This window comes from Pseudomonas sp. EA_65y_Pfl2_P78 (genome assembly GCF_963970495.1).
In the GTDB taxonomy this organism is placed as follows: domain Bacteria; phylum Pseudomonadota; class Gammaproteobacteria; order Pseudomonadales; family Pseudomonadaceae; genus Aquipseudomonas; species Aquipseudomonas baetica_A.
The window spans coordinates 1-24,674 of sequence record NZ_CAXAON010000024.1 but is presented as its reverse complement, the minus strand read 5'-3'; the positions used below and the strand labels follow the sequence as shown (position 1 = coordinate 24,674).

General features: G+C 57.9%; 28 protein-coding genes. 16 read left to right on the top strand and 12 right to left on the bottom strand.

The window, feature by feature from the left end:
- Positions 1-166 precede the first annotated feature (166 nt).
- The 6 genes from AACY02_RS18065 to AACY02_RS18040 are packed head-to-tail and all read left to right on the top strand — an operon-like array spanning position 167 to position 6,224.
- Positions 167-3,085 carry a monovalent cation/H+ antiporter subunit A gene (locus tag AACY02_RS18065; RefSeq protein WP_339433116.1) on the top strand — a complete coding sequence of 973 codons (2,919 nt, stop codon included), beginning with the start codon at positions 167-169 and terminating at the stop codon, positions 3,083-3,085.
- Positions 3,085-3,429, top strand: a complete 345-nt coding sequence (locus tag AACY02_RS18060; protein WP_016775082.1) for a Na+/H+ antiporter subunit C — start codon at positions 3,085-3,087, stop codon at positions 3,427-3,429. Before AACY02_RS18065 ends, AACY02_RS18060 begins: the two co-directional genes overlap by 1 nt.
- Entirely contained in the window at positions 3,426-5,105 is a 1,680-nt protein-coding gene (locus tag AACY02_RS18055; protein WP_339433115.1) for a monovalent cation/H+ antiporter subunit D, read from the top strand. Before AACY02_RS18060 ends, AACY02_RS18055 begins: the two co-directional genes overlap by 4 nt.
- Positions 5,102-5,590 carry a Na+/H+ antiporter subunit E gene (locus AACY02_RS18050; RefSeq protein WP_339433114.1) on the top strand — a complete coding sequence of 163 codons (489 nt, stop codon included), beginning with the start codon at positions 5,102-5,104 and terminating at the stop codon, positions 5,588-5,590. The genes AACY02_RS18055 and AACY02_RS18050 overlap by 4 nt, the downstream gene beginning before the upstream one ends.
- Positions 5,587-5,865: a K+/H+ antiporter subunit F gene (locus AACY02_RS18045; RefSeq protein WP_221729610.1), complete on the top strand. Its 279-nt coding sequence runs from the start codon at positions 5,587-5,589 to the stop codon at positions 5,863-5,865. Before AACY02_RS18050 ends, AACY02_RS18045 begins: the two co-directional genes overlap by 4 nt.
- Positions 5,862-6,224, top strand: coding sequence for a Na+/H+ antiporter subunit G (locus tag AACY02_RS18040; RefSeq protein WP_339433113.1), 363 nt, complete (start codon positions 5,862-5,864; stop codon positions 6,222-6,224). The genes AACY02_RS18045 and AACY02_RS18040 overlap by 4 nt, the downstream gene beginning before the upstream one ends.
- A gap of 53 nt (positions 6,225-6,277) precedes the next feature.
- Here the strand turns inward: AACY02_RS18040 and AACY02_RS18035 are convergent, their stop codons facing one another.
- The gene (locus AACY02_RS18035) at positions 6,278-6,718 is read right to left on the bottom strand and encodes a DUF3995 domain-containing protein (protein WP_339433112.1); all 441 of its coding nucleotides are present in this window, start codon (positions 6,716-6,718) and stop codon (positions 6,278-6,280) included.
- Positions 6,719-6,811: 93 nt separating this feature from the next.
- Here AACY02_RS18035 and AACY02_RS18030 point away from each other — a divergent pair, with 93 nt between their 5' ends.
- Entirely contained in the window at positions 6,812-7,198 is a 387-nt protein-coding gene (locus tag AACY02_RS18030) for a DUF2946 domain-containing protein (RefSeq protein WP_339433111.1), read from the top strand.
- A gap of 92 nt (positions 7,199-7,290) precedes the next feature.
- Entirely contained in the window at positions 7,291-9,423 is a 2,133-nt protein-coding gene (locus AACY02_RS18025) for a TonB-dependent receptor (protein ID WP_339433110.1), read from the top strand.
- 88 nt (positions 9,424-9,511) lie between these two features.
- Here AACY02_RS18025 and AACY02_RS18020 read toward each other — a convergent pair whose 3' ends face one another.
- From AACY02_RS18020 to AACY02_RS18010, 3 genes are all read right to left on the bottom strand, one after another.
- The gene (locus AACY02_RS18020) at positions 9,512-10,528 is read right to left on the bottom strand and encodes an ABC transporter substrate-binding protein (RefSeq protein WP_339433109.1); all 1,017 of its coding nucleotides are present in this window, start codon (positions 10,526-10,528) and stop codon (positions 9,512-9,514) included.
- A gap of 134 nt (positions 10,529-10,662) precedes the next feature.
- The gene (locus AACY02_RS18015) at positions 10,663-10,854 is read right to left on the bottom strand and encodes a hypothetical protein (protein WP_339433176.1); all 192 of its coding nucleotides are present in this window, start codon (positions 10,852-10,854) and stop codon (positions 10,663-10,665) included.
- A gap of 8 nt (positions 10,855-10,862) precedes the next feature.
- Complete coding sequence (locus AACY02_RS18010; protein WP_445261500.1) at positions 10,863-11,312, bottom strand: hypothetical protein; 450 nt, start codon at positions 11,310-11,312, stop codon at positions 10,863-10,865.
- Positions 11,313-11,796: 484 nt separating this feature from the next.
- On the opposite strand from AACY02_RS18010, the gene AACY02_RS18005 reads away from it, so the two are divergent.
- Positions 11,797-12,012, top strand: coding sequence for a hypothetical protein (locus AACY02_RS18005; RefSeq protein WP_339433175.1), 216 nt, complete (start codon positions 11,797-11,799; stop codon positions 12,010-12,012).
- Between the two features lie 49 nt (positions 12,013-12,061).
- Entirely contained in the window at positions 12,062-12,298 is a 237-nt protein-coding gene (locus AACY02_RS18000; protein ID WP_339433107.1) for a DUF2789 domain-containing protein, read from the top strand.
- 6 nt (positions 12,299-12,304) lie between these two features.
- Here AACY02_RS18000 and AACY02_RS17995 read toward each other — a convergent pair whose 3' ends face one another.
- The 3 genes from AACY02_RS17995 to AACY02_RS17985 all read right to left on the bottom strand — a co-directional run bounded on the left by AACY02_RS17995 (position 12,305) and on the right by AACY02_RS17985 (position 14,848).
- Positions 12,305-12,508 (bottom strand): hypothetical protein, encoded by a 204-nt coding sequence (locus tag AACY02_RS17995; protein ID WP_339433106.1) that lies wholly within the window; start codon positions 12,506-12,508, stop codon positions 12,305-12,307.
- A gap of 113 nt (positions 12,509-12,621) precedes the next feature.
- On the bottom strand, positions 12,622-13,845 hold the full coding sequence (locus AACY02_RS17990; protein WP_445261982.1) for a methyl-accepting chemotaxis protein: 1,224 nt from the start codon (positions 13,843-13,845) through the stop codon (positions 12,622-12,624).
- A 598-nt stretch (positions 13,846-14,443) separates the two neighbouring features.
- Positions 14,444-14,848 (bottom strand): TraR/DksA family transcriptional regulator, encoded by a 405-nt coding sequence (locus AACY02_RS17985; protein WP_221729599.1) that lies wholly within the window; start codon positions 14,846-14,848, stop codon positions 14,444-14,446.
- A gap of 505 nt (positions 14,849-15,353) precedes the next feature.
- Between AACY02_RS17985 and AACY02_RS17980 the strand changes: the two genes are divergently transcribed.
- Positions 15,354-15,959 (top strand): glutathione S-transferase, encoded by a 606-nt coding sequence (locus AACY02_RS17980; protein WP_339433104.1) that lies wholly within the window; start codon positions 15,354-15,356, stop codon positions 15,957-15,959.
- A gap of 2 nt (positions 15,960-15,961) precedes the next feature.
- Positions 15,962-17,068, top strand: coding sequence for a DNA alkylation repair protein (locus AACY02_RS17975; RefSeq protein ID WP_339433103.1), 1,107 nt, complete (start codon positions 15,962-15,964; stop codon positions 17,066-17,068).
- A gap of 412 nt (positions 17,069-17,480) precedes the next feature.
- On the opposite strand, the gene AACY02_RS17970 is transcribed toward AACY02_RS17975, so the two are convergent.
- Positions 17,481-18,413 carry a LysR family transcriptional regulator gene (locus AACY02_RS17970; RefSeq protein WP_339433102.1) on the bottom strand — a complete coding sequence of 311 codons (933 nt, stop codon included), beginning with the start codon at positions 18,411-18,413 and terminating at the stop codon, positions 17,481-17,483.
- 190 nt (positions 18,414-18,603) lie between these two features.
- Here AACY02_RS17970 and AACY02_RS17965 point away from each other — a divergent pair, with 190 nt between their 5' ends.
- From AACY02_RS17965 to AACY02_RS17950, 4 genes are all read left to right on the top strand, one after another.
- Positions 18,604-19,608, top strand: coding sequence for a TauD/TfdA family dioxygenase (locus tag AACY02_RS17965; RefSeq protein ID WP_339433101.1), 1,005 nt, complete (start codon positions 18,604-18,606; stop codon positions 19,606-19,608).
- 3 nt (positions 19,609-19,611) lie between these two features.
- Complete coding sequence (locus AACY02_RS17960) at positions 19,612-20,370, top strand: sulfite exporter TauE/SafE family protein (protein WP_339433100.1); 759 nt, start codon at positions 19,612-19,614, stop codon at positions 20,368-20,370.
- Positions 20,371-20,386: 16 nt separating this feature from the next.
- Positions 20,387-20,866, top strand: coding sequence for a YbaK/prolyl-tRNA synthetase associated domain-containing protein (locus tag AACY02_RS17955; protein ID WP_339433099.1), 480 nt, complete (start codon positions 20,387-20,389; stop codon positions 20,864-20,866).
- Between the two features lie 240 nt (positions 20,867-21,106).
- On the top strand, positions 21,107-21,976 hold the full coding sequence (locus tag AACY02_RS17950; protein WP_339433098.1) for an AraC family transcriptional regulator: 870 nt from the start codon (positions 21,107-21,109) through the stop codon (positions 21,974-21,976).
- Between the two features lie 342 nt (positions 21,977-22,318).
- On the opposite strand, the gene AACY02_RS17945 is transcribed toward AACY02_RS17950, so the two are convergent.
- From AACY02_RS17945 to AACY02_RS17930, 4 genes are all read right to left on the bottom strand, one after another.
- Positions 22,319-22,843, bottom strand: a complete 525-nt coding sequence (locus AACY02_RS17945; protein ID WP_339433097.1) for a hypothetical protein — start codon at positions 22,841-22,843, stop codon at positions 22,319-22,321.
- A gap of 402 nt (positions 22,844-23,245) precedes the next feature.
- On the bottom strand, positions 23,246-23,575 hold the full coding sequence (locus tag AACY02_RS17940; RefSeq protein WP_339433096.1) for a hypothetical protein: 330 nt from the start codon (positions 23,573-23,575) through the stop codon (positions 23,246-23,248).
- 38 nt (positions 23,576-23,613) lie between these two features.
- Positions 23,614-23,919: a hypothetical protein gene (locus tag AACY02_RS17935; RefSeq protein ID WP_339433095.1), complete on the bottom strand. Its 306-nt coding sequence runs from the start codon at positions 23,917-23,919 to the stop codon at positions 23,614-23,616.
- Between the two features lie 199 nt (positions 23,920-24,118).
- Complete coding sequence (locus AACY02_RS17930) at positions 24,119-24,556, bottom strand: hypothetical protein (RefSeq protein ID WP_339433094.1); 438 nt, start codon at positions 24,554-24,556, stop codon at positions 24,119-24,121.
- Positions 24,557-24,674 lie beyond the last annotated feature (118 nt).

Below are 24,674 nucleotides of genomic sequence, written 5' to 3'. Positions count from 1 at the left end.
GTAAGCCTTCTCGCGATGGGACCATCACTGGCAACTTCCTTTCCTGCGAAACAATGCCAAACAGAAATTTCCAGACTATTTTGTAGGATTCTGAGACATCCTGGCGTTTGGTGATCGGGGAGCTGGCACGTATGATGCTTCACAAACTTCCGCAGATTAGAAGCCTATGTCCCTGATAGTTCTACTGCTTCTGCCTTTCATAGGCAGCTGTCTGGCAGCGGTGCTGCCACACAATGCGCGTAATACCGAATCCCTGTTGGCAGGTCTGGTCGCTCTGATCGGCACCGTCCAGGTCGCGATGCTGTATCCGCAAATCGCCGATGGCGGCGTCATCCGCGAAGAGTTCATGTGGCTCCCCAGCCTGGGGTTGAACTTCGTCCTGCGCATGGACGGCTTCGCCTGGTTGTTCTCGATGCTGGTGCTCGGCATCGGCACGCTCGTCTCTTTATATGCCCGTTATTACATGTCTCCGGACGACCCGGTGCCGCGTTTCTTCGCGTTTTTTCTGGCGTTCATGGGCGCCATGCTCGGGCTGGTGATTTCCGGCAACCTGATCCAGATCGTGTTTTTCTGGGAGCTGACCAGCCTCTTCTCATTCCTGTTGATCGGCTACTGGCACCACCGCGCGGACGCCCGCCGCGGTGCCTATATGGCATTGATGGTTACAGGGGCCGGTGGACTCTGTCTGCTGGCGGGGGTCATGATCCTCGGCCATGTCGTCGGCAGCTATGACCTGGACAAGGTCCTGGCCGCCGGCGATCAGATTCGCGCACATGCCCTCTACCCTCTTCTATTACCTCTCATCCTCATCGGCGCACTCAGCAAAAGTGCCCAGTTCCCCTTCCACTTCTGGCTGCCCCATGCGATGGCGGCGCCAACGCCAGTCTCCGCGTATCTGCACTCGGCAACCATGGTCAAGGCAGGGGTTTTCCTGCTCGCGCGCCTGTGGCCGTCGCTGTCCGGCACTGAAGAATGGTTCTACATCGTCAGCGGTGCCGGCGCATGTACGCTGTTGCTCGGCGCCTATTGCGCGATGTTCCAGAACGATCTCAAGGGTCTGCTGGCCTACTCGACCATCAGCCATCTCGGCCTGATCACCCTGCTGCTGGGGCTGAACAGTCCGCTGGCCGCCGTCGCGGCGGTGTTCCACATCCTTAACCACGCCACGTTCAAGGCCTCGCTGTTCATGGCGGCAGGCATCATCGACCATGAAAGCGGTACTCGCGATATCCGCAAACTCAGCGGCCTGATCAAACTGATTCCGTTCACAGCGACGCTGGCCATGGTTGCCAGCGCTTCGATGGCCGGCGTGCCGTTGCTCAACGGCTTCCTGTCGAAGGAGATGTTCTTCGCCGAAACCGTGTTCATCAACGCCACCGCGTGGGTCGAAGCGGCGTTGCCGATTGTCGCGACCATCGCCGGTACGTTCAGCGTTGCTTACTCGCTACGCTTCACCGTCGATGTGTTCTTTGGCCCGCCAGCCACCGACCTGCCGCACACCCCGCACGAACCACCCCGCTGGATGCGTGCGCCGGTCGAACTGCTGGTGTTCACCTGCCTGGTCGTGGGGATTTTCCCCGCGCACGTGGTCGGCCCGCTGCTTGCAGCCGCCGCGCTGCCCGTGGTGGGTGGCACCTTGCCGGAGTACAGCCTGGCGATCTGGCACGGTCTGAACGCCCCGATGATCATGAGCCTGATTGCCATGTCCGCCGGCATCGTCGTCTATTTGTTGCTGCGCAAGCAACTCAAGCGCGGGCGCTTCAAATATCCGCCACTGATAGGCCGCTTCAACGGCAAGCACCTGTTCGAGCGCAGTCTGGTCGTCATGATGCGCATGGCCCGCAGGGTCGAGCGCCGACTCGGCACCCGTCGCCTGCAAATGCAATTGTTTCTGGTGGTATTGGCGGCGGTGCTAGCGGGCCTGATTGCGATGTTGCACAGCAGCCTGAGCTGGGGCGACCGGCCGAAAATCCCCGGCTCCATCGTCTTCGTGACCCTGTGGCTACTGGCAATTGCCTGCGCCCTTGGTGCCGCCTGGCAAGCCAAGTATCACCGTCTCGCGGCTTTGACCATGGTCAGTGTTTGCGGCCTGATGACCTGCGTGACCTTCGTCTGGTTCTCCGCACCGGATCTGGCCCTCACGCAATTGGCGGTCGAAGTGGTCACCACGGTACTGATCCTGCTAGGCCTGCGCTGGTTGCCACGACGGATCGAGGAAGTCTCGCCACTGCCGAGCACCCTGCGCAAGGCGCGCATTCGTCGTCTGCGCGACTTGCTGCTGTCGATTGCCGTCGGCGGTGGCATGGCACTGCTGTCGTACGCCATGCTCACGCGCCAGACACCGAACGACATTTCCTCGTTCTACCTCAGTCGCGCCATGCCTGAGGGCGGCGGCAGCAACGTGGTCAACGTGATGCTGGTGGACTTCCGTGGCTTCGATACCCTCGGCGAAATCACCGTGCTGGTCGCGGTGGCGCTGACCGTGTTTGCCTTGCTGCGCCGCTTCCGCCCACCGAAAGAGAGCCTGCAACTGCCCGCACAGCAACGCCTGCTGGCGCCGGACGTGGTCACCGATCTGGTCAACCCGCGTACGGCCAGCGATACCGCGCTCGGCTTCATGATGGTGCCAGCGGTGCTGGTACGACTGCTGCTGCCGATTGCTCTGGTGGTGTCGTTCTACCTGTTCATGCGCGGCCACAATCAGCCGGGCGGCGGTTTTGTCGCCGGCCTGGTGATGTCGGTGGCGTTCATCCTGCAATACATGGTGGCCGGTACGCAGTGGGTCGAGGCGCAAATGAGCCTGCGACCACTGCGCTGGATGGGGACGGGGTTGCTGTTCGCCACGGCGACCGGACTCGGAGCGCTGGCGGTCGGCTACCCGTTCCTGACCACGCACACCTGGCATTTCGCATTGCCGCTGCTGGGCGAGATCCATATCGCCAGCGCGCTGTTCTTTGATATCGGCGTGTACGGCGTGGTGGTCGGTTCGACGCTGTTGATCCTCACCGCCCTCGCCCACCAATCGGTGCGCGGGCACAAGACCGCATCGTTGCCCAAGTCCGTCGCCAGCAAAGGAGCCGTCTGATGGAAGAAGTCATCGCAATCGCCATCGGCATCCTCGCCGCGTCCGGCGTCTGGCTGATCCTGCGACCACGGACCTTTCAGGTGGTCATGGGCCTGTGTCTGCTGTCATACGCGGTCAACCTGTTCATCTTCAGCATGGGCAGCCTGTTCATCGGCAAGGAGCCGGTGATCAAGGACGGCGTGACGCAAGATTTGCTGCACTACACCGACCCGCTGCCACAGGCTTTGGTATTGACGGCGATCGTCATCAGCTTCGCCATGACCGCGTTGTTTCTCGTCGTTCTGCTCGCCTCGCGCGGCCTGACCGGCACCGACCACGTTGACGGCCGGGAGCCAAAAGAATGATGGCGATGACTCACCTGATCGCCGCACCGATTCTGCTGCCGCTGCTGACCGCCGCCATCATGTTGATGCTCGGCGAGAAACACCGACCACTGAAGGCGAAAATCAACCTGTTCTCCAGCCTGCTCGGCCTGTTCATTTCCGTGATGCTGCTGCAATGGACGCAGAACACTGGCGTGCCCGGCTCGATCGGCGTGTACCTGCCGGGCAACTGGCAGGCGCCGTTCGGCATCGTGCTGGTGGTCGATCGCCTGTCAGCGTTGATGCTGGTGCTGACCGGGATCATCGGCGTCAGCGCCCTCCTCTTTGCGATGGCGCGCTGGGATGGCGCGGGCTCAAGCTTCCACGCATTGTTCCAGATTCAGTTGATGGGCCTGTATGGCGCGTTCCTCACTGCTGATCTGTTCAACCTGTTCGTGTTCTTCGAAGTGCTGCTGGCCGCGTCCTACGGTCTGTTGCTGCACGGCTCCGGCCGGGCGCGGGTGTCGTCGGGTTTGCATTACATCTCGATCAATCTGCTCGCCTCGTCGCTGTTTCTGATCGGTGCGGCGCTGATCTATGGCGTCACCGGTACGCTGAACATGGCCGATCTGGCCCTGAAAATCCCACTGGTGCCGGAAGCCGACCGCGGTTTGCTGCACGCCGGTGCGGGGATTCTCGCGGTAGCGTTCCTGGCCAAGGCCGGTATGTGGCCGCTGAACTTCTGGCTGGTGCCGGCGTACTCTTCGGCCAGCGCGCCGGTGGCGGCGATGTTCGCGATCATGACCAAGGTCGGCGTTTACACCCTGCTGCGCCTGTGGACCCTGCTGTTCTCCGGGCAGGCTGGGGCTTCGTCCTTCTTCGGTGGCGACTGGCTGATCTACGGCGGCATGGCGACGATAGCGTGCGCAGCGCTGGCGATTATTGCTGCGCAACGGCTTGAGCGCATGGCTAGCCTGAGCATTCTGGTGTCGGCGGGGATACTGCTGTCGGCCGTGGGTTTCGCCCAGCCGAACCTGATCGGCGCGGCACTGTTCTATCTGGTCAGCTCGACCTTGGCGTTGAGCGCACTGTTCCTGCTGGCTGAGTTGATCGAGCGCTCACGCTCGGCCAACGAGATTGCGCTGGAAGACGAAAGCGAACTGCTGCCACGCCCGCAGGAATCGCTGCAACCGCCCAAAGGCATCAACCTCGATGACGAGCAGAAAGCCGTGGTCGGTCAGGTCATCCCGTGGACCATGGCGTTTCTCGGCCTGAGTTTCATCGCCTGCGCGTTGCTGATTATCGGCATGCCGCCGCTGTCCGGATTCATCGGCAAACTCAGCCTGATCGGTGCGCTGCTCAATCCGCTGGGGCTGGGCACTGACGCGCCGATTTCCAATGCGGCATGGGCACTGCTTGTGCTGCTGATCCTTTCCGGGCTGGCGTCGTTGATGGCCTTCTCGCGCCTCGGCGTCCAGCGATTCTGGACGCCGCAAGAGCGCCCTTCACCGCTGTTGCGCAAACTCGAATGCACGCCGATTTTCCTGTTGCTGGGGTTGAGCATCCTCCTCACGTTCAAGGCTGAGCCGCTGCTGCGCTACACCCAAGCGACCGCTGATGCCTTGCACAACCCGCAGCAGTACGTGATGGCCGTGCTCGGCACTCGCGCCGTACCGAGCCCGGAAGCCAAAGCCGCCATCCTGGAGGTACAGCCATGAAGCGCGTGTTTCCTGCACCGTTGTTATCCCTGGCGCTGTGTGTTTTGTGGCTGACGCTGAATCTGTCGGTCAGCCCCGGTAATCTGCTGCTCGGCATGATGCTGGGTTTTGCTGCGCCGCTGATGATGCGTAAATTGCGTCCCAAACCCGTGCGCATTCGCCGTCCCGGGACGATCCTGCGTCTGCTCCTGCTTGTCGGCCGTGATGTGGTGATGTCCAACCTGATCGTGGCATGGGGCGTGCTCAACGCCGGCCGCCGCCCGCCGCGCTCGTGTTTTGTCAAAGTGCCGCTGGACCTGCGCGATGCCCACGGCCTGGCTGCGCTGTCGATGATCTGCACGGTAGTGCCCGGCACGGTGTGGTCGGAACTGTCGCTGGATCGCAGCATTTTGCTGCTGCACATTTGGGATCTGGATGATGAAGCGCAGTTCATTGAGCACTTCAAGACTGCTTACGAGCGGCCGTTGATGGAGATTTACGAATGAGCCCGTTCCTGTCGAACGCGATCCTGCTGACGCTGTTTTTGTTCTCGCTGGCAATGGTGCTGACCCTGATCCGCCTGTTCAAAGGGCCGTCGGCGCAGGATCGGGTGTTGGCACTGGATTATCTGTACATCGTTGCAATGCTGATGATGCTGACCCTGGGCATTCGTTACGCCAGTGACACTTACTTCGAAGCGGCGCTGCTGATTGCGCTGTTCGGCTTCGTCGGCTCGTTTGCCCTGGCGAAATTCCTGCTGCGTGGCGAGGTGATCGAATGAACGCTGAATGGTCTCTGTGGGTCGAGATTGCGGTGGCGATCCTGCTGGTGCTCGGCGGTGTGTTTACGCTGATCGGCGCGACCGGATTGCTGCGGATGAAAGATTACTTCCAGCGCATGCACCCGCCAGCACTGGCCTCGACGCTGGGTGCATGGTGCGTCGCACTGGCGTCGATCATCTGCTTTTCAGCGCTGAAATCCGGGCCGGTCCTGCATGCCTGGTTGATCCCGATTCTGCTGGCGATCACCATGCCGGTGACCACGCTGCTGCTGGCGCGGGCGGCGTTATTCCGCAAGCGCATGGCAGGGGATGACGTGCCGGCTGAAGTCAGTAGCCGGCGGACTGAGAACGGCAGTTAGTTTGCAATCATCCGTGTCAGGGCGAACCTCTTCGCGGGCAAGCCCGCTCAGCCTCAAACCCACGCCACCGCCAACAACCCCGCCCCCAATACCAGACACAACGGCGAATACACCCAGGTATCCAGCCGCGCAAATCGCGAGCCCTTCACTTCCTTGAAAAACCCCACCAGATTCGAATCGCCAATGGCTCGGGCGAACATCAACAGCGCAATCGCGCTGATCACCCATTGCAATGCCTTGTGATTCACCGCCGGGAAGCCCCAGCCAACCCGCAGACACACCAGTGCAGCAATCAGCAATAACCCGGCCGCCACCACCAATGTGATCCAGCCCGACGGTTTGAACGCCGGCCGCACCGTCGCGACAAAACCGTCCACCGGAATTTGCGGTACCGCCGCCACCGCCGCCCATTGACCACCCAACGCCCAATACACATGCACCAGGGCGATCACCGCAAAAGTGGCCGCCATCCATTGAGCCAACACAAACGTCATGATTGAAATCCTTGAAAGGGATTTGAACAAATGATCCTAGTCGCATTTTTTTCAAGTGCACGACCGATCGGCGGTACGGTAAAGTGCCGCCCCATGAAATTCTCCAATACCGATCGCTCACTGCTGGCCTGGATGCTTTATTGCTGCGTCCTGTTCAACGTGTTCGCGTGCAGCATCGGTCACGGACAAATGGTCGCAATGCAGCTCAACGGCATTGGCGGCCAGTTCTGTACGGTGGACCCGACGACGCAAGCGCCGCTGGCATCCAATCCCACCGAAGAAAAACTGCCGACCCTGTCCAAAGCTTTCGGTTGCCCGTTGTGCTCCACCGGCGGCATGGGCCCGGCGTTCAACTCCAGCCTGACCCTGGCAGTCCTCCCCGAACAACACAGCCCGCCGCTGGCCCCGATTGTCAGCGCCGACCTCCCTGCCCGCTTCACCTGGCCCTCGGCCAACCCACGCGCCCCGCCGCTCGCCTGAGTGCCCTTGCCTTTTTGATTGTTCAGCCTACTGCGCCAACGCGCGGCGTTTGCCTGTGCGCTGATTCCTAGACAAGTATTCAGGATTCTTTGATGAAACAACTCACTCTGCTGGCGAGCCTGTGCGGCTGCCTGTCCGTTAACGCCTGGGCGCAATCCACCGTGGATCTGGCGCCGATCACCATCGATGGCGAGGCCGGCACCGAACCGGGCCTGAGCCTCGACCAATCCAGCGGCATGGCTTCGCGCCTTGGCTTGAGCGTGCGCGACACGCCCGCCTCGGTGGCCATCGCCAATCGCAACGACATCGAACGCCATGGCGCGCAGAACTTCCAGGACGCCGCCAACACCCTGCCCGGCGTCAACGCCAGCGCACCGCCGGGTTTCGGCGGTTTCATTTCCTATCGCGGCTTCACCAGCAGCCAGATCACCCAGATGTTCAACGGCATCAACGTCTCAGGCGGCCTCGCCCGGCCGGTGGATGCGTGGATTTATGATCGAGTGGAGTTACTCGGCGGCCCGTCTTCATTGGTCAACGGCGCAGGTTCGGTGGGCGGCTCGCTGAACTACGTGACCAAACTGGCGACCCGCGATGAACAAGCGGTTGAAGGCAGAGTCAGTTACGGCCGCTATGACACCACCGAAACCGCGTTCGGCCTCAACCACGCCCTGACCGACCCGAGCGCCGACGTGCAGCACTACGCGCGCCTCGACGTCAGTCACAACACCAGCAACGGCTACATCGACCGCCAGGAGCGCGATGCCTGGAGCGTGGCGTTCTCGCTGCTCAGCGATCTCACACCCGACCTGTCGCACACGTTGGCCCTGGAATATCAGGATGAACACGAAGACAGTCCGTACTGGGGCACGCCCGTGCTCAATCCCAAGGCCGGCGAGTTGAAGATCGATAAACACAACCGCTTCAACAACTACAACGTCGAGGACGGTCGCTACGAGCAGCGAACGATCTGGGTTCGCTCGATCGTCGACTACCGGATCAACGACAGCACCACTCTTCGCAACACGCTGTACCACCTCGACAGCCAACGCGATTACCGCAACCTCGAAACCTACCAGTACAACGCCGATAACACGGCGGTGAATCGCTCCACGGCGTATCAGGTACGCCACCAGGGTGAGCAGAACGGCAACCAGTTCGAACTGCGCCACGACAGCACACTGTTTGGTCTTGATACGACGTGGTCGAGCGGCTTTGAATACAAGGTCAACCAGACCACCAACTCGCCGCTCAACATCAGAGGCGCGAGCACAGTGGACCCGAACCACTATCGACCGGGGCACTTCTACGACATTCCCGGCACCCACCCTCAATTGGTCAGCGACAAGACCAACCAGGTGACCACCAAAGCGCTGTTCGTGGAAAACCGTTTGGCGTTGACCGACAAACTGTCGCTGCTCACCGGCCTGCGTTATGACGACATCGATCTCGACGTGACCAACCACCGAGCCGTGACCGCCGCCAATCCAAAGCATCTCAAACGCCGTTGGGAGCCGGTCACCGGCCGCGCGGGCCTGACGTATCAATTCATCCCTTCGGCCAACGTTTATGTGCAATACAGCACCGCCGCCGAGCAACCGAACGGCACTCAGGATTTCGACGTCTCGACGGGCAAGCAATGGGAGATTGGCAGCAAGTTCAACTACCTGAACGGCCGTGGTTCGGCCACGGTGGCGGCCTACACAATCGAACGAAAGGACTTCGCCGTCACCGATCCGCTGGACCCGACCAGCAGCATTGCAGTGGGCCAGCAAACGTCGAAAGGGATTGAGATTGCCAGTTCGCTGCAAATCACCGACCGGCTGTTGGCTGAAGGCAACTTTGCCTGGGTCGACGCGCAGTACGATGACTTCACTGAGAAAAACGCCGCTGGCGTGGTGGTATCGCGCAAAGGCAATACACCCACCAATGTCCCTGACCGGGTCGGCAATCTGTGGATGACCTACGATTTTTCATCGCAATGGCAAGGTGGGGTCGATGCGCGATACGTAGCCTCGGTGTTTGCCGATACCGCCAACACCATGACCGTGCCGTCATACACGCTGTTCGGCAGTTTCCTCAGCTACAAGGTTGATTCGCACACGACCGTGACCGGGCGGGTGCGCAATTTGACGAATGAGGTGTATGCCGAGTTTGCGCATGTTTCGCCAGCGTATTACCTGGGTACGCCGCGTACCTTTGAATTGGCGGTGCAGACTCGATTCTAAAAGCTTCGCGAGCCAGTCCACTCCCACCGTTGAATGCATTCCACTGTGGGAGTGGACTGGCTCGCGTTGAGGCCAGCAGGCTCAACCCTTATTTCAGATCAGCCGAGACCTTATCCGCCACATCCTTCGGCAACCAGGCCTGCCACACATCCGGATGCGCCTTCATAAACGCTTCCGCTGCCTGACGCGGCGCGGTGTAGTTCTCGCTCATTTGCGCTAATGCCTTGTTCAACGGCCCAATCGGAAAATCCACTTTGCTGAAGAACTCGGCGATCTGCGGATACTGTTTCTGAAATGGCGTAGACACGCCAATCGACAGCTTCGACGCCAGTGAGCGGGTCGGTTTCGGATTGGGATTATCGGCATCGGTCAACGTCTTCCACGCCTCGGCATCGAACGGCGGCTCTTGCAGTTGTACCAGTTTGAATTTGCCCAGCAACGGCGTCGGCGACCAGTAATAAAACAACACCGGTTTACCGCGACGAATCGAGGAACTGATCTCAGCATCCAGCGCCGCCCCCGAGCCACTGCGGAAATTGGTGTAGTCATCCTGCAAGCCGTAAGCCGTCAGCTTCTGTTTGTTGACCACCTCAGACGTCCAGCCGATCGGGCTGTTAAGGAAACGCCCCTTGCTCGGGCTTTCCGGGTCCTTGAACACGTCTTTGTATTTGGCCAGATCATTGACACTGCGCAAGTCCGGCGCCAGCGGCTTGATGCCCTTGGCCGGATCACCCTTGATCACGTACTCAGGCACCCACCAGCCTTCGGTCGCCCCCTTGACCGTATCGCCCAGGCTCACGACTTTACCTTCGGCCTCAGCCTTGACCCACACTGGACTGCGCCCCGCCCACTCTTCGCCAATCACTTGAATGTCATTGTTGGCCAGCGCGGTTTCCAGGGTGATGGTGGTACCCGGCAAAGTGTCAGTCGGCAGTCCGTACCCCTTCTCGACGATGATGCGCAGAACATCCGTGATCAGGCTGCCGCTTTCCCAGTTCAGGTCGGCAAAATGGATCGGCGCGGGTGCCGCCATCACCGACTGCGCTGACGTCAGCAAACCGAATGTGGCCACGCTGGCAGCCAATAACCGTCGAAATCCGTTCATTCATTGCACCTCGTGCTGTTCACAGCAATGGCGGAATGGCCTGACAGAAGACCGCAAGCCTCTGAATACTCAGTCAACTGACTTTAGCCGAGGTTCCTGCTTTTTCAGGGCCAAGCCCCGAACGATGTCAGGTTTCAGACATTTCCCTGCAAACTTTGCAGCTCGCGTCTGACCATGCTCGCGTATTCCGCCGGGCGCAACGTGTAAATCTGCGACGCCACCCAACCCAGCCACGCACCTTGCAACTCGGCCTTGGCAGCAAACAAACGCCGGGCCTCTTCGCGTGCGCTTTCGAGGTTCTGCGCGTGGAAGTCGGCGCGGCTCAATCCACCGATCACTCGCTGGCCTTGAACGTCACCAGTTCGCCCTTGCGCCACTTCGCGGCTTTGGCAGTAACGGCTTTCAGAGTCTTGGTCAGGCCTTCCTGCAATTGCTCATTGGCGGCGAACACGGTCACCACGCTGTGACCTTCCTTGAACAGGATCGCGTGGCCATCGGCAGTGTCGACGAAGGCGTAATCGCCAAGCCCATAGACCGTCAGTTTGATTTCGCGAAAGCGGATATCCATCTTGCCGCCTTCGCGGCTGGGCAGGACCGATGCGCTGAAATGATCGCCGACCTTGAGCTTGAGCCCCGGTTTGTCATCGACCACCAACGCACTGTCGGTGTCGATTTCGGCAACGTAAATGCCTTCGGCATTTTGCTCGGTGATGTAAACAAAACGCGACTGAAACAGCTTGACCAGCTTCGCACGCAAATCACCCAACACGAACAAAGCATGCATATCGAGATTACTGACTGCCAAAGAAACATCCCCAGATCTGAAAAAACCGCACACGGAAAACGCGCACGGCGAAAAAACGGCCAGGCCGATGGAACCGCCAAATGACTCTAATAAAAGCTCGAACAGAGCAGACCGCTCATCCAACGCGAGGTTTCGTAAGACTACTGGATTGTCACTCGCGAAACTCACCCCGATGTCGCCAAAGCTTGAAGGAATAATCCTTACCGTCGGCCAGAGAACGCCGACTACAAACTTTAGGGAAAATTCTCACGAAAAAAAGCAGTTTTCCGACATATCGCTCGCGAAAAATTGCTTTAGATAAGCCCCATCGTCAACAGGTACTGGCGATTCTAGAGCAGCGATGCTCATTACGACTACCCGAAACGGCCTGTAAATATCGGCCAACTGATGAAAAGGACTTCACATGTGCACTCTGACTCACTTCGCCATGCCCGCTGACGCCCGACTCAAATCAACTCTGATCATGCATGTCGCCGCGATGAACGATCTGCCGGAACACGCACAAAACGATCATGCTCCGCGCTTTCAAGTGGTGCCGGCGGGCAACGCCTTTTTCCACATCAAGGAAAAATCCACCGGACGCGTAAGAGGTTTCCGCGAAGATCACAATGAAGCCTGCGCCCTCGCCCGCTCGCTCGAAATCCAAATCGAACTCCTGGACAACGACTGCCTCAGATAAAGGAAGTGATCGACTGCGCCATCCCGGCGCCAATCAGAAGGAGTACACGATGGACTTGCCGACCTATGATCTGAAAACCCTGTTCGATCAACTGGGACTGCCCTCAGAAGGCACAGCAATCGACGATTTCATCGAAGCCCATCCACTGGACGCCGAAACCAAGCTGATCGACGCCGATTTCTGGACGCCATCACAAGCACAACTGCTCAAGGAATGGCTGCGCAACGACGGCGAAGAAGCCGTTGTGGTCGACGAGCTCAACGTACGTTTGCACGACGGCAACTAACCCTGATCAATGCAGGCTGTCGCCAGGCTCGGCCTTCAACTGCGCGAGCCACGCAGCCCTGCACTCCTCGGCCTCATCGCGGCTGGCAAACGCGGTGCCGCGTCGCTCACCGTCAAGCAACACCACCCAGCAAACGCTTTGACCCATCGCACGCAACGCGGCGGGCACGCCACTGCCGATCATCACGGCGACATCAATTCTGCAGGGCATGCAGACCTCCCGACTTCATTAGCAACCTAACCAAGTCGGCATGTTAATGATTTCACTGCGCAGGAAACAGCGACGCCCGTGCACAGATTCATTGCATCAATCGCAACAATCAATCAGCGCGGACTTTCCGGCTTATAGCCCAAACGCAAACCGCCCCAATGCCGCCCCTTGATCATGATCGGCACCGACAAGTCGTGCATCAGCTCGCCAGTGTCCCGCGTATAGGTTTGCAGCAACACCGGTTGCTGATGGCTGCCGCAGCGTATCCCGGTGCGGTCGGCAAACTTGCGTTTGGTGCGATTATTCACCGCATCAACCTGTGCATCCCCGGTCAACGGCTGACTGAACGCCTGATTGTGTGTCGGCACATAACCCTGCTGCGTGCAGGCGATGGCAAACACCAGCCCTTCATGACGCGGCAGTAATGGCTCCTGAATCGCCGGCAGCACCTGATCGGTATAACGGTCGAATCGGGTCTGATACTTGGCCGGTTGAGTATTCGCAATCGCCTGATACTGACGGTCGAAAAGATCCTCAAGACTGATCAGCCCCTGCTCGACGTCCGCCTCGAACCGCGCCGCAATCTGGCTCGCCCCTTCACGCGCCAGGTCATAAATACGCTGGTGATAATCATCCAGGCCGACTTCGGCCAGACGCTCGCTGATGGTTTCCGCCTGCCCTTCCATCTGCACTGCCGCTTCGGCGAGGTGACGGGTCTGTTGATCGCTGATCGCCAGATCGCTGCGCATCTGCTCAATGGCCTTGAACAGGCTGTCGAGTTGTTCGCGATTGGTCTCTGCGCCGCGTGCGATCTCACCGACCTGACTTTCCACTCCCGCCGCCAAGCGCGCGATATTTTCCAGATGCTGGCCGGTGTGCTCGACCTGTTCGACGCCCGTGTGCAGATCACTCGACAGTTCGCGGATCTGCTCCACCACCTGAGCGGTACGTTGCTGAATGTCCGCGACCATCTCACCGACTTCGCCCGTCGCCGACGCCGTGCGCGCCGCCAGCCCACGCACCTCATCCGCCACGACCGCGAAACCGCGACCATGCTCGCCGGCTCGCGCCGCTTCAATTGCTGCGTTCAACGCCAACAGATTGGTCTGGCTGGCAATCGACTGAATCACCAACGTCACTCGCTGAATATCATCGCTGCGCAGGCTCAAGGCCTCGATCAATTCACGGCTGGCGTTGGCGCGCTGACTGAGCTGATGCATGCGCGAAATCGAGTCGACCAACTCGGTTCGCCCCGCCGCACTGCTGTGATGCGCCTCGCTGGCCGCCGCCAGCGCTTCGCGGCTGAGCTGCGAAGTGGCGTGCTCGGTGGCGATCATCACCTCAGCATTACTGACAATCCGCGCCGCTGCATCGAGTTGCGATTCCAGTTTGCTCGCCAACGCCTTGACCGAAAACGCGACGCCGGCTGCCGACAAGGCGTTATGGCTGGTGGTGTAGGAAAGATCGCGGGTCAGTTCGGAAATGGCGCTGCCGGTGTCGGCAGGCAGTGCAGCGGGAACGGCTCGGACGCGCAGGCGCGGCAGCCAGACAATCAGTACCGCCAGCGGCATGCCGACGTACAGCGACCCTCCACCCAAGGTCATACCGGCGAGCAACAACATCAGGGCGATGCTTTGCAAGGTCGGTGCGATCCAGCGGTTCTTCGGCAAAAGCACTGGTGCAGGCAAAGCCCCAACCAGAGATCCATCTCTCGTCATATCAACACCCCACGCTTGTTCTCATTATTGTGACTGCATTAAACGCCACTACAACGCCATTATCTATGGTCCGTTAGTCGTGGGGTCTGCAGCAGGTCAATGGAACGGCAGGGAAATATGGCGGACGATAAAAAGCGTCGCGGGCAAGCCCGCTCCCACAGGTTCAATGCAAAACCTTGTGGGAGCGGGCTTGCCCGCGATGGCAGTGCCTGGGAAATCAGGCCTGACGCTGGTGCTTGTCGATCTGCTCGTGACGTTCTTGAGCTTCGATGCAGTATTTGGTGGTCGGACTGATCAGCAGGCGTTTCAGACCGATGGCCTCGCCGCTGTCGTCGCACCAGCCAAAGCTGTCTTCCTTGATACGCTCAAGGGCTTGTTCCAGTTGAGGCAGCATGCGCTGGTCGCGATCGATTGCGTTTACCAGCCAAGTGCGCTCTTCTTCAACCGAAGCCGCGTCCGCCGGGTCGGCCGGGGTGTCCAGGCTTTCGATAGCGATACGGTTTTGCTCAATGCGCTCATGGGTTTCGACTTTCATGTTCTGCAACAGCTCACTGAAGAAAGCGTGTTGCTCTTCATTCATGTAGTCATCTGCCGGCATGGCCAGCAACTTGTCCTTTGTCATTGATATCTCTATAAAAAAACGTGCATTAAGGCGAATTAGGGAGCGTTCCGGCGAACCGTGTCCGGTCGACGAAAAGGCATCGTTTATTGCAAACGCCACCCGGCACTCAATTTACGAGGGGCGGCAGTCTAAGGCCCGATTGAGGCCTCAGCAACTGTAAATACAGGGAATTTGTCCGACAACGCCCGGAATCTGCACTCACACAAGCTTCACAACGGTCATCGGAGTGCGTTTATAGCAAGAAATTCAGTCGAGCGGCTGTATATAGAAGACAAACGGCTATCGACGACCTGCGACCAAAGGCTATCGGCAGGCCAGCGCTTTTATTCAGAGCGACCTTGAGACCGCGCAAAGCCAGCATTCGCAAGGGTTTGCCGACCGCCACCGTTGCGCCGCAATTGAATGTCGACTGAATTCACGAACAAGCCGTTTTCGACACCTGACATTTCCCTCAGGCTCAGCTAGGTTATGCCTACCTCACCGGTTCGACTTGAAGGAACGCGTCATGAAATTGATCGGTATGCTCGACTCCCCCTACGTGCGCCGCGTGGCGATCAGCGCCAAACGCCTGGGGATCGACCTCGAACACGAGTCAGTCTCGGTGTTCCGCCACTTCGAGCGATTCCAGCAGATCAACCCGGTGGTCAAGGCCCCCACCCTGATCCTCGACGACGGCGTCGTCCTCATGGACTCGACCCTCATCCTCGACTACCTCGAAACCGCCGCCGGCAAAAGCCTGCTGCCCTCCGAGCTCAAGCAACGCGCCCACGCCCTGCGCCTGATCGGTCTCAGCCTCTCCGCCTGCGAAAAAGCCGTGCAACTCTATTACGAACGCAACCTGCGCCCAGCCGACATCCAGTACCAACCATGGGTCGAACGCGTCGAAGGCCAACTCGCCGCTGCCTTCACTGCCCTGGAACACGAACTCGAAAAACACGGCCTGCCCACCGACGGCACCCTCAGCCAGGCCGGCATCAGCCTCGCCGTCGCCTGGAGTTTCACTGATCTTGTCGTGCCGGACCAGATTGATGTTGCGCGCTATCGCCATATCGCCCAATACACCGCCTACGCTGAAACGCTTGAAGCGTTCGTCAGCTCGCCGATGAACTGATCATGAGTGCAACTGAAAATGCTGCGCCGGCCCTCAAGGAAATCTTCAACGCCGAACGTTTGAAACACATTGCCACCGAAATGAGCGCCGTGTACCCGGCATTCAAAACCAAAACATTCCTTAAACATGCCAACGACGGCCTCGCCGACCTCTCAGTCATGCAACGCATGGCCCGCGTCAGCGAAAGCCTGCACACCGTGCTGCCACTGGACTACGAAGATTCCCTCCAGGTCCTGCGCGAACTCGCCCCACGGCTGAACAGCGGATTCGTCAGCATGTGCCTGCCGCATTACGTCGCCAGCTACGGCGCTCACGCATTCGATACCTCCATGGAGGCCCTTAAGTACTTCACCACCTTCGGCTCCTCCGAATTCGCCATCCGCCACTTTCTGCGCAGCGACCTGGAGCGCACGCTGGAACTGATGCACGACTGGACCCAGAGCGCAAACCACCACGTCCGCCGCCTCGCCAGCGAAGGCAGCCGCCCGCGCCTGCCATGGTCGTTCAGGCTGGAAACGGTGCAGGCTGATCCGCAATTGGCCGCCGGGATACTGGACCGGTTGAAGGCGGATGAGAGCTTGTACGTGCGCAAATCCGTGGCGAATCATTTGAATGACGTGACCAAGGAACATCCAGAGTGGGTGCTGGATGTGATTGAAGGGTGGTCACTGGCAAACAAACACACGGCGTGGATTGCCAAGCATGCGTTGCGCAGCTTGATCAAGCAGGGGAATTTGCGGGCGCTGACAGTGATTGGTGCGGGTGCGAAGCCTGAGGTTGAGTTGCTGGATGTGAAGATCGAGCCGGCAGTAGTGCGACTGGGGGAAGCGATTACGTTGTCGTTTACGGTGAAGTCCACGGTGCTGGAAGAGCAGCGGTTGGTGATTGATTATGCGATTGACTATGTGAAGGCGAATGGCGGGGTTTCGGCTAAGGTTTTTAAGTTGAAGACGTTGGTATTGGCGGGGTTTGAGAGTGTGGTTGTGGGGCGCAGACAGGTGATGAAGGATTTTACGACGCGCAAGCATTTCGCTGGGGTGCATGCGGTTCGGGTGATGGTTAATGGGGAGGTGTTGGCAACTACCGCGTTCAACATCATCGCGGGATGAAGCCTCAAAAGGATTCAGTGGATCTGACAAAGGTTGAACAGATTTGAAATGACGGGCAGATATCGACCATGCGCTCATGATGTGGTCCGGCAAACATCAAAAATCCAGTGTGCTCGCGATGAGGCCAGCGCTTCCATTGATGTTGGCTGACACGACGCCATCGCGAGCCGGCTCGCACCCCGCAGGGGGCCTGGGTGTTTGGACAATTGCGCGCCGTCAGGGGCTGCACTGACATGGGCGCGGCGTCTTCCTGCGCTTCACCCATTGCTGGCGTCGATAGTCACCACTGCGCCAATGAAGCCCTAATACAAAATCCTCGGCTCAGCATCTTGTCGATGCTCGTCTGCGTTAGCCCAGGGTGGGTTTCTGATCAACGGCAGAGTGAGCGGACAGGGCTGAACGACCCGTAACCTCATATCAGCGCTGCGCCGCGTTTACATTCGAGGCTTTCACCTAAGCCACGGATCATCTCCATCAATGCCTTCACCCGCAGCGGCAAATTTCCGGGCGGGTACACCGCGTGCATCTGTGGGCTCTCACCGCTGCTGGAGGTGAGCTTGTACTCGGGACAAACCCGCAGCAGGCGCCCCGCTTCCACTTCGGGCTCCGCCATCCAATCCGCCAGGCGGGCGATCCCGACGCCCGCCAGGGCTGCCTGGAATACGGCCAGACCGGAGCTGAAACGAAATTTTGGATGAACCCGAAAGCTGATGGCCTGCTCCTCACTGCGAAAATTCCACTCCTTGAGAATCCGTGGCGCCGTGTGCAGGATCAGCGAATGCGACTCCAGCGCCTCGATGGAGTCGGGCATGCCGTTGCGCTCCAGGTAGTCGGGGCTGGCATACAGATAACGTGAGTAACGCCAGAGCGCAAAGCCGATCAATTCGCTGGATTGTGGAAACGCGCCGCGAATCGAGAAGTCCAGCTTGCTCTTGCCCGGGTCGATGATCTCATCGGTGAAAATCACATCGATGTTTACGTCTGGATAACGCGCGCAGTATTGCGCGATCAACCGGGGCAATACCCCGTTTCCGAGAAGCTCGGGGGCGGAAAAACGGATCCAGCCGGAGGCCAGGCCGCTGAGACCGGCCAGGTCTTCATCCACCTCACGTTGCAGATCGAGCATTTTGTACGCGTGGGGCAATAAGCATTCACCCGCTTCGGTCAAGCTCACGGCATTGGACGAGCGATTGAACAACTTGAGCCCCACACTTTCCTCCAGGGCCTGAACGGCCCGGGTCAGTGCGCTGGGGGAACGTCCCAGGGTCCGTGCCGCGGCGACGAAGCTGCGCTTGCGAGCCACGGTCGCGAAGGCTTCAAGTTCCCCCAACATATTCAATGCCACTCTCCACCTCATTGCATTTTTCACAACGCGGCATTGCAACACAAAAAAGGCCCTTCCGTTAACCTTCCCGTTCAACTTACAAGGATGGGGCAAACAGGAGCGCAAGGACGTGTCGAAGCTGGATAAAGAAATCGGGAAAGCTGCAGCTTGTGTTGATGAAGTCATTCATGAATGGCTGGAAAAAAAATCAGTGACTTCGATTCGACGCGAGATACCGCAAATTCATCTGTCGCTCGAAGAACAACGCACACTTCAGACCGGTCTGGCATCGCTGGACGTGACCGATAGCGCCTCGGGTATCCGTCACATGCCGGTCCTGGGGCAGTTGCTGGAAAGAGTCTTGTGCACCGAGAAAATCCAGCAGCTACGCAATTTTCCACAGGCCCGAGACGTGGCGATGATCCTCAGGGGGCTGCCGCTGGACCCGCAACTGCCCGCCACGCCCTACGACCTGGAGCCGGGTATCGAGAACGTGTCGACTCTGGCCTCGGCTATTTTGTCCGTGCTGCAAATTCTGCAAACCCGTCCGCTGGCGTACGAGGGTGAAAGCCACGACACCGTGTTCCGTCACGTTTCGCCCAAGCAAAAGCGAGAGACCGAAAAGAGCTCCTATGGCTCGCGCGCGGATCTGGGCATGCATGTCGACAACCCACACCTGCCTTTGACCTGCGAACCCGTCTCGCAGTTGTCGGCCTGTCCGGAGTACCTGTCCCTGACCGGCCTGCGCTGCGAGCTCGACGTGCCGACGCGCATCGTCGCCATTGACGAGGTGCTGGCCATTCTGCCGACCTGGGTCGAAGAAGAATTGTCACGGCAGAAATTCACCGTTCGCCGGCCGGCTTCTTTCGGCAAACAGGGGAATGTGCTGGAAAACGTCCCCTTGCTGTACAGAAGCGCAACCGATGGCCTGTATTGCCGCTACAACAAAGCGAGTGTCGAAACGACCTGCGCCAATGCGAAGTTTGCCCTCCAACTGTTCGCCGCCGCCGCCAATCATCCCGATGTCGTGCACCACATACTGCTGCAACCAGGCGACATGCTGATCTTCAAGAACCAGCAAACCCTGCATGCCCGGGATGGTTTCACCCCCCGCTACGACGGCCGTGATCGCTGGATGTTGCGCGTCTTCGGGGTCAATGATCCGGCACGCGTGGTGCCGCTGAACCCTCATCAACCCTACATCGTAAGAGCCTGATTCATGGTCGATATTGTCATCCTTTGCCTGTTCGCCTTCGCCGCCGGTCTGATCGATGCGGCGGTGGGCGGCGGCGGACTGATCCAGATTCCCGCGCTATTCAACGTGCTACCCACCACTCAACCGGCGGCGCTGCTGGGTACCAATAAGGTCGCGGCCGCCTGCGGCACCGCATTCGCGGCCCGGTCCTTCGTGCGCAAGGTGGTAATCGACTGGGGCCTTGTGATCCCCGCCGCCTGCGCGGCTTTTGTCATGGCCTTCTTCGGAGCCGCCACGGTGTCGTTCGTACCCCAGTCGATGATCCGGCCGGCGGTGCTGGTGTTGATCGTACTGATGGCGATCTACACCTTCTGGAAAAAAGATTTCGGCGCCCTGCACAAACCCATGCGCATCGGTACCAAGGAAAAACTGCTGGCGATCGTCATCGGCGGCGCCATCGGTTTCTACGATGGTCTGTTCGGTCCCGGCACTGGCAGCTTCCTGATCTTCCTGTTTATCCGCTGCTTCGCCTTCGACTTTCTCCATGCCTCGGCATCAGCCAAGCTGGTGAACATCGCGACCAACGTAGCGGCACTGATGTTCTTCATTCCGACGGGTAACGTGCTCTACCTGATCGCAATCCCCATGGCGGCATTCAACATCCTGGGCGCACTCACCGGCACCTGGTTGGCGGTTCATAAAGGCGTGCCCTTTGTCCGGGCTCTCTTCTTGGTGTTGCTGGTGATTCTGATCAGCAAACTGTCCTACGACCTGTTCCTGTAAACCAGAGGAAAACCGCATGCACCCCATGTTCGATCGCCTCGTGGCACTGCTCGATGCCCGCTCAGCCTCCTACCGGGTGTTGATACACGATGCCGAGGGCCAGTCGGCGCGCGTCGCCGAAATCCGTGGCACCGAGCCCGGCCAAGGCGCGAAGGCCATGCTTTGCTCCCTCAAGGGGCAGGCCGGCCCCTATGCACTGGTGATCCTGCCGGGCGACCAGAAGCTGGACATGAAGAAAGTCGGAGCGGCCCTGGGCGGCAAAAAAGCCGAGTTAGTGAAGGCCGAAACGGCCATGGAACTGACCGGGTGCCGGATCGGCGCCATCCCGCCTTTTGTCTTCGATGAGCGAATTCAATTGATCGTCGATCCAGCCTTGACTAAAGGCTACGCTGAAATAGCCTTCAACGCGGGGCGGCTGGATGCGTCGATGGTGCTCGATACGCAGGATTATCTGGCGATTGCCATGCCTCGATTGCTGGATATCAGCCAGGCCTGAGCAAACGTTTTTCACATGTGCCACAAAAAAAGGGGACGGATTTATTTTCATATTGCTTAAAAAATAGACCTAAAAAAATCACTTACGCGCGCTCAATGGGAGACGTTGCGGGGGTGAAAGGGGCGCTCACTCATCCAGGGATGTTCCAACCCAAAACCCGCGTTGAGCAAACCCGGCTAGGCATGCTCCCGTCGTTATGGTCGACTCTATTGCCGACCGTACTTCCAGGAGCTTGTCCCAGTGCCCGACACGCCGATCAACGTCGCTTACACAAAGCGCTTCAACGCCGTACTCGCCTACATTGATGAGAATCTCGAAGGTGATCTGTCGGTGAAGACGTTGAGCCATGTGGCGAATTTTTCGACGTTTCACTTCCATCGCCAATTCACCGCGTTCGTCGGCGTGCCGGTTTCACGTTATGTGCAACTGATGCGGCTACGACGCGCCGCCCATCGCTTGGCCGCCGTAGCGGATCACTCGGTACTGGAGGCGGCACTCGGTGCCGGTTTCGACAGTCCCGAGGCATTTTGCAGGGCGTTCAAGCGAGCGGTCGGCATGACGCCGAGTGCGTTCAGGAAGGCTCCGAACTGGCAGGTCTGGCATGCGGTGTTCGCCATCCCTCACTTTTCCAGGACGATCATCATGCAAGTAAGAATCGTGGAATTCCCCAACGTCCGGGTCGCAGCGCTTGAACATTGCGGCTCCCCCGGGCTCGTCAATGAGAGCGTGAGCAGGTTCATCGAGTGGCGCATGCAGAGCGGGCAGTCGCCGGTGGCATCGAGTCGCAGCTTTGGCATTCCCTACGGCAACCCAGACACCACGCCAGCAGAAGCATTCCGCTTCGCCATTTGCGGCGAGATTCACGAGGCGGTGAAACCGAACGCGTTCGGCGTGCGCGAGCGGGTCATCGCTGGTGGTCGCTGCGTCGTAGTGCGGCACGTGGGGTCGCCGGACCACATCGGCGAATCGATCTATCCGATCTACCGCGATTGGCTGCCTGCCAGTGGCGAAGAACTGCGTGATCAACCACTGTTCTTCCATTACCTGAGCGTGTATCCGCAAACACCGCAAGATCAATGGCAAACGGACATATATGTTCCGTTGCAGTAAAGAGGCGAGCTGCTTTTTGATCTTGGCTGAGGGTGTCCACTCAGGAGCATAGCTTTTTGTGACGGGCGGCAATCGGCCAAAAGTAGACCGTCAGCGATTCCATTGATGAGCCTAGATCCGGCGTTGATTGGCACTAGCATGGGGACTGTCACTTGATTTCGTCCCCACAATTTCGGCGGCTACGTCAAATAGCAAAAGACTCCTAGTCACAGAAGTTTGGTCTGATCCCCTGCGCGAGCGCACATCTACAGTCTCAAGATGTAGATGCGTCGAACCGTCTAGCTTCAATGCTTGGAATGTCTTGTGAAGCCTTTCTACACCCCCTTGGCTCGGAGTTTGCTGCTAGGACTGCCAGAATGTCAGGCAAACTCCATATTCATCGAGAAGATCATCAGCAACTTCAAACTGAAACACCTTCTCTGGAAAGTATTCTGATAATGCGCGCGCCCAATATCTGACTATCTGCTCAGCAAATAAATGACAAAGACGATAATCCTCCTCCGACAAACCAACTTTCAATATAGGGCGACTCGATGTATCTTCCCACTTTGTAAAAAATTGACTTATAGGGAAAATATTTCTATATCGTTCAATATCTCTACGCGACACACTTTTTTCACACACGCCAGCTCTAGTTTCGACCAGCCCCATTAAAGAAAAATTTTGCGGATCGTATTGCTGAGCGTTAGGCAGCCAGAAAACGTGGCCGTCAGACTCAATAAAATCAGGAGAAAGCAAACCTAGAACCGCAACTGCTTGTTCTAATGACACCGAGCTTCCCACATATGAAAAAAACTCTCCGGAGCCAATATCTGAAACAAACAGATTCAATGATTCTTTAGAAATATTACCTTGATAACTTTTCATCAATTCAACCCTAACCTATCAGCGCAGACTGAGGAACATTTCCCTCGAAAGCTTTTGAGTAACTTCCCATCTTGGCAAATATTTTCCGCTCGGTGCTTGGTTCCATTCGACCACTTTAATCTTAGCGCTATACACATTCCAGCGACTCTTCTAAGCCCCTGCCCGCAATTCACATCCCTTTCTGAAGCGACTAGACAGCATAATAGACACGTTTGACGGTTAGAACAGAATTGCAGGGAGTACGATCAAGTTGCCTTCACGACTGGCCGCTTTGGGTCGATTCTGTTGAAAAATTCCGTTTGCCCAAAGCACAGACTTCAATCTCAGGCACGAACTTTTCTGCCGTGAAAACTGAAGCCGACTTTTTCAACAGAATCGGTCGATAACAGCCAGACATAGGATTCAGCCCCATAATTTTTTCCGGCCGACAAGCCTGCGTGCTCTATGACGGCGAGACTGAGACAACGTTTTGTCCTCGGCGCAATGAGCCAAGAGCGCGGTCAGCGGAATGTCTATAGGAATGCCATCCTCCAGCCATTTAAGCGCCAGTCCCGACCAATATTCGGATTGCGACATCAAAGCTGTGATCACCAGCGGCTGCAACGCTATGTCGGCAGGTAGCTTATATTTTTTGCTAAGGGCTCTTACCGCATCAGGCAAATCGAGTGCAGCTGTTTCGAAAGGTTTCTCAAGCAGCGGCAATAGCCAGACATAGCTGAATTCTTCGTTCATCTTCTCCCCCTAGGCTGCTATCGACGCCAAGGCGTTCATCAAATTGAGGTAACGAAGCGGGTTTCGAGGCCAACGCTGACTGGCGGTAGCGCATTAATCAATACGACGGCATCGTCGCCCTGGTTAAGGTAGATTAATGAGTCACCGGTCTCGAACGTAACTCTGAATCCAGCCAGCCAAGGTTCTTGCCCGTTGAAAGAGTCAAGAATTCCCTCAACTGCACAAATTTTTGTGTTCTCGAGGTGGGTTGTTGATAAACCTACAAGTAGGTTCTCCCTCTTCCAGGAGCAGGTTACGTTTGGCTCTATCTTGAAGGACACCGGGGGGAAGAGAAAAACAAACACTCACCCCTCCACATAGCCTTTTACTTTATAAAAGTTCTTGTAGATCCAACGCACTGACAGAAGAACTGATAGAGGCAGCCCGAGCCACTTGAATACCACGTTGAAATCCGGTTCAAAAAACAGATACAAAACTGCCATAAGCAAAAAAACCACAACCAACGATACCAGAAGAAACGCGGACCAAACAAATCCGATCACGCTAAAGAAAATAATCCCCCTTAGAATAATATTTTTGTTTCGCACCGCTAGCCTCCTTATAAAAGTCAAACACTTTTCCGCCCACTCCACCTATGTACACACCCAGTGCCGAGCCATAAGGCAAACCGATACCTGTGAGCGGTATAAATTTATTATTGTCGAACTGCCTCACCGTTACACCGAATAAAGATGTCGACTTCAGGCCATCTGACGCTACGACTTTCAACGGAACCTTTACAAACCCTGCTCCTGCAGAGAACACTAAATCAGCTCCACTATACACGGCAGGCCCGTATCCTCCCGGAATTTGATAAAACGCATCCTTGACCGGGTTATAACTAGACGGTTCATCACCCCAGAAATGATTGTATAAGCCTGACCCATCTTCAAAAGTGTTACCCGCACCAAAAACCGCCATCGGACCCTGAGGGATCCCCACAAATCTACTCCAGGCTCTGCGCCTGATGATGCACCTCATCGCGCAGAGCTTTCTCCAATTTTTCCCAGTCTCCGCTGCCTCCGAACTCTATGCACCTACGCCAGTATTCCAGGCCAAG